The sequence below is a fragment of the uncultured Maritalea sp. genome (assembly GCF_937139385.1).
Classification (GTDB): Bacteria; Pseudomonadota; Alphaproteobacteria; order Rhizobiales; family Devosiaceae; genus Maritalea; species Maritalea porphyrae_A.
Genome location: NZ_CAKZPW010000412.1, coordinates 1 through 4,007 on the forward strand (window position 1 = coordinate 1; position 4,007 = coordinate 4,007).

The following is a 4,007-nucleotide window of genomic DNA, read 5'->3' on the forward strand; positions in this document are numbered from 1 at the left end:
TGAGTGGAATCAAGTTGATGTCGGGTGCTTCGCCTGGGTTGATGCGCCTGATTCTCAAGTGCTTGCCTTTGTGGGTCGAGTGATTGTTTTCGTTTGCTGGCTCAACAATTCTTCAAAGGGTTGCACTGCCGTGCCAAGGTCTTCCAACAGGCTATTGATACGGAGACGAAAAAGCCGGTAAGCCACCAAGGCCGGAATTGCAACAATCAAACCAAATACTGTTGTGATCGTCGTCAAAAGAACAGGGCGCAACCGCTGTGACGCGGTCATCAAAGACGCACTGATCGGATCCGCTCCTTCGTGTCGGAACCGATTGTAGGTGTCGATCAACACAATAGAGTTGTTCACCACAATCCCAGCAAGCGAAACAATGCCCACGCCTGTCATAATGGCAGAGAACGCCTGTCCGGTGATCAACATGCCCAACAATACACCGGCCACAGACATCACCACTGTCGATAGCGTGATGGCCACTTGGTAGAAGCTGTTGAACTGCGTCAGCAAGATCAGGAACATCAAGAACATCGCAGCGCCACCAGCTTGCATCATAAATGCATTGGTTTCGTTGGTCTGTTCATCCGCTCCGGCATATTCAAATTCAACACCAGCGGGCCAGGTCTGCGCGCTGATCCAAGTTTTCAGCTCTTCAACCTTTTCGGCGGCCATTACCGGGGTGCCATCTTCCTTTTCACCCGATACATTGGCACGAACGCCCATTGTATACTGAGAGTCACGGCGAGAAATGGAAGCCACTTTTGGCACCGCTTCACGCGTGATGAAGTTGGACACAGGAACAAGCCCGGCGTTCGTGATGATTCTTAGTGAATCAAGCGCCTCAAAACTACGCTGCTCTTTTGGCAGACGAACGCGAATATCCAATTCGTCAATCGCATCATCTGGACGATATGTGCCAATTGCAACACCAGAGGTGACCAGCTGCACATATGGGCTTAGGTCACGAACACCAATGCCATAGAGTGCTGCCATTTCGCGGTTCACATTGATCTTCCAATCAATACCGGGCAGGGGACGACCATCTTCAACTTCGATCATATTGCCAAGATCGTTTTCCACGTAATTGCGGATTTTCGCAACGGTTGGTGCCAAGTCATCATAAGACTGGGCAGTCACCCGCATGCTCAGATCTTTGCCTGTTGGAGGACCTTCTTCAGCTTCAAGCAGTTCAACGCCCACACCTTTGATGTCTTTGATGTTTTCGCGAATGTCTGCAAAAATTTCTGTCGCATAACGTCGATCAGAAAAGGGTTCAAACTCCAGTTGCAGGTTGCCAAGTGTATCAGGAGGAGGCGATGAAACAGCACCGGTGCTGCCAAAATTCATCACCACTTCTTTGATGCCTTTAACCTTGAGTACTTCGGTTTCAACCTCGATCAACAAGTCGCGGATTTCAATTGGCGAGTAGTTGCCTCGTCCAGTTACCGCCACTGTGGCATACTCAGGTTCAATTGAAGGAAACGCTTCAACGCCTGTACTGTTTTGACCAAAGTACATGAAAATGCCAACGATCATGCCAACACCAACAACGAGCACCATGATCGGGCGACGAATGATGGCGTTCAAGAAGCGGACATATCCGCCAGTAAATCCTGGTACGGTTTTGGGATCAAAATTGTCACGTCCAGAAAGGGCTTGCGCCGCAAGCATTTCTTTTTCGCTGACTTTCTTGCGTGCCAAAAGGCCACCAAGCACCGGCAAAAACACCATGGCCGTAATCAAAGACGCAATCAGCGTGATGATCACCATGATGGGCAAATAGCTCATGAATTTACCGATAATCCCCGGCCACAATAGCATGGGCAAAAACGCCGCGAGTGTGGTGCCCGTGGAGGAAACAATTGGCCAGAACATGAGTTTTGCAGCGCGAATGAAGGCTTCGCGCCGTTCCATGCCCTCAGAAATCTTTCGGTCGGCATATTCAACAATAACAATGGCACCATCCACCAGCATCCCAACAGTCAACACAAGGCCGAACATGATCATCATGTTCACCGTCATGCCGATGAGTTGTAGGAATAAGAAGGCCATCATGAACGATGTTGGAATCGCAAACCCGATCATAAGGGCAGGGCGGATGCCAAGCATTGCAATGGTCACAATCATCACCAGCGCAACCGCGGTCAAAACAGCTGATTGCAAAGAGCCCAGCATATCTTCAGCCGGTTTCGCTTGGTCAATCATAACGCTGGTTTTAATGGCCGGATTGCGCTCCGAAGCGGTTTCGTCGACCAATTTACGCACGCTATCTGACATATCAATAACGTTGGAGCCCAAACGCTTGAATACACCTAGAATAACAGCTGGTTGCCCATTCACACGTGTGTAGGTATTTGCGTCTTTAAACGTACGCTGAATAGTGGCCACATCACCAAAGGTGACATTTGTGCTGCCATCGGTTTTAAGCGGCAGATTATAAACGTCTGACGCGCTTTCAATAAGGCCCGGGACCTCGATGGCAAATTTGCCTTGCCCAGTGTCCAGCGTGCCAGCAGGCACCACCAAGTTGTTGCGCGCTAGCGCATCAAACAGTTGGTTTGTGGTCAAATTGTAGGATTCGAGTTTGTTCAAATCAACAATAATGTCCAGAACTTCTTCACGGTTGCCGGACATATCAACTGTACGAACAGAAGAAATGCCTTCAAGCTGATCCTGCAATTTACGCGCCGTTTGAGAGAGTGCACGTTCAGGAACATCGCCGTACAGTGCAACAGTAACAGTTGGGAAATCGCTGATCGAGACTTCGTTGACCGTTGGCTCATTTGCATCATCTGGCAATTGAGATTTGGCGCGGTCAACTTTTTCACGCACATCAGAAATGGCCTGATCTTTATCGAAATTGATATCAAATTCCAAGAAGATCGATGCATGACCCGTCGACGAAGTGGAGGTCATGGCCTTCAACCCATCAAGGTTGCGCAATTCCGTTTCCATAGGGCGCGCGAGCAAGCGCTCCGCATCACCAGGCGAAACGCCGGTTTGCGATATTGAAACGTACAAGTAAGGAATATCAATGGCTGGTTGCCCTTCTTTTGGCAACGAAATGTAGGCGGAAATACCCGCCAACAACAGCACGATCATAATCGTAATGACGGATTTTGGCCGCCTTAGTATATTTTCCAGAGCACCAATCATGATGTTTTCTCGTCGCTGATATTGTCAGCAACGACCTTTTGTCCAGCGATTACATATTCCTGCCCAAAAGTGATAATTTCCACATTTCCGGGAAGGCCGGTCACCCAAATACCCTTTGTTGTGTCACGTACGATTTGTATAGCGTGAAACACAACAGTGCCGTCCAACACAGCGCGAACGCCGATTGTACCCTCACTGTCCAAAGTAAGTACTGATTGAGGCACAAGATGTGCCTTAACTGTGCCCAGAACTGCAGTCGCTTCTGCGGTCAGCCCAGCACGAATTGCATAATCATCGTTCGGAATTTTCACTTCCACTGGGAAGGCCCGAGTGGCGGTGTTGGATGTAGGGGACACATAGCTCAATGTGCCCACCACTTCTTGTCCGGTGATGGTTTTTACAGTCACTGGCAATCCAATGGCGGCCTCGTTGATCCGTGCCTCAGGAATATCGCCAGAAAATAGAATTGGGTTCATTTGTACAAGGGTCACACAAGCCGCGCCTGCGCTCAGCATATCGCCGGGCTGGGCGATTGGGTCCTGTACAATACCTGCAACCTCAGAATAGATCACAGTGCGTTCAAGTTCCGCCTGTGCACCATCAACAGCTGCACGGGCAGCTTCAAGCGCCGCTTCAAATTGTCGACCAGAATTTGCTGGTGAAAGGCCTTTTTCTCGAAGTGTCTTGTTGGAGGAATAATCGAGTTCAGCTTTCGCCAATGAGGCTTTGGCTTGTGCCAATTGCGCTTTGCGGGTTCCCTCATCAATTTCGCACAACAGATCGCCAGCCTTAACGTGATCACCTTTGTTCACATGCCGTGTTTTCAAGATACCCGGAGTTTCGGCTCTAATGGACAC

At 49.5% G+C, this 4,007-nt stretch carries 2 protein-coding genes; both read right to left on the reverse strand.

The window, feature by feature from the left end:
- Positions 1-54 precede the first annotated feature (54 nt).
- The gene (locus Q0231_RS16285; RefSeq protein ID WP_299349263.1) at positions 55-3,150 is read right to left on the reverse strand and encodes an efflux RND transporter permease subunit; all 3,096 of its coding nucleotides are present in this window, start codon (positions 3,148-3,150) and stop codon (positions 55-57) included.
- The coding region (locus Q0231_RS16290) for an efflux RND transporter periplasmic adaptor subunit (protein WP_299349266.1) at positions 3,147-4,007 on the reverse strand (861 nt) is incomplete at its 5' end. The genes Q0231_RS16290 and Q0231_RS16285, both read right to left, overlap by 4 nt.

Excerpts from the sequence above, each read along its gene's own strand:
- Q0231_RS16285 (WP_299349263.1), bottom strand. The coding sequence starts at position 3,150 with ATGATTGGTGCTCTGGAAAATATACTAAGGCGGCCAAAATCCGTCATT.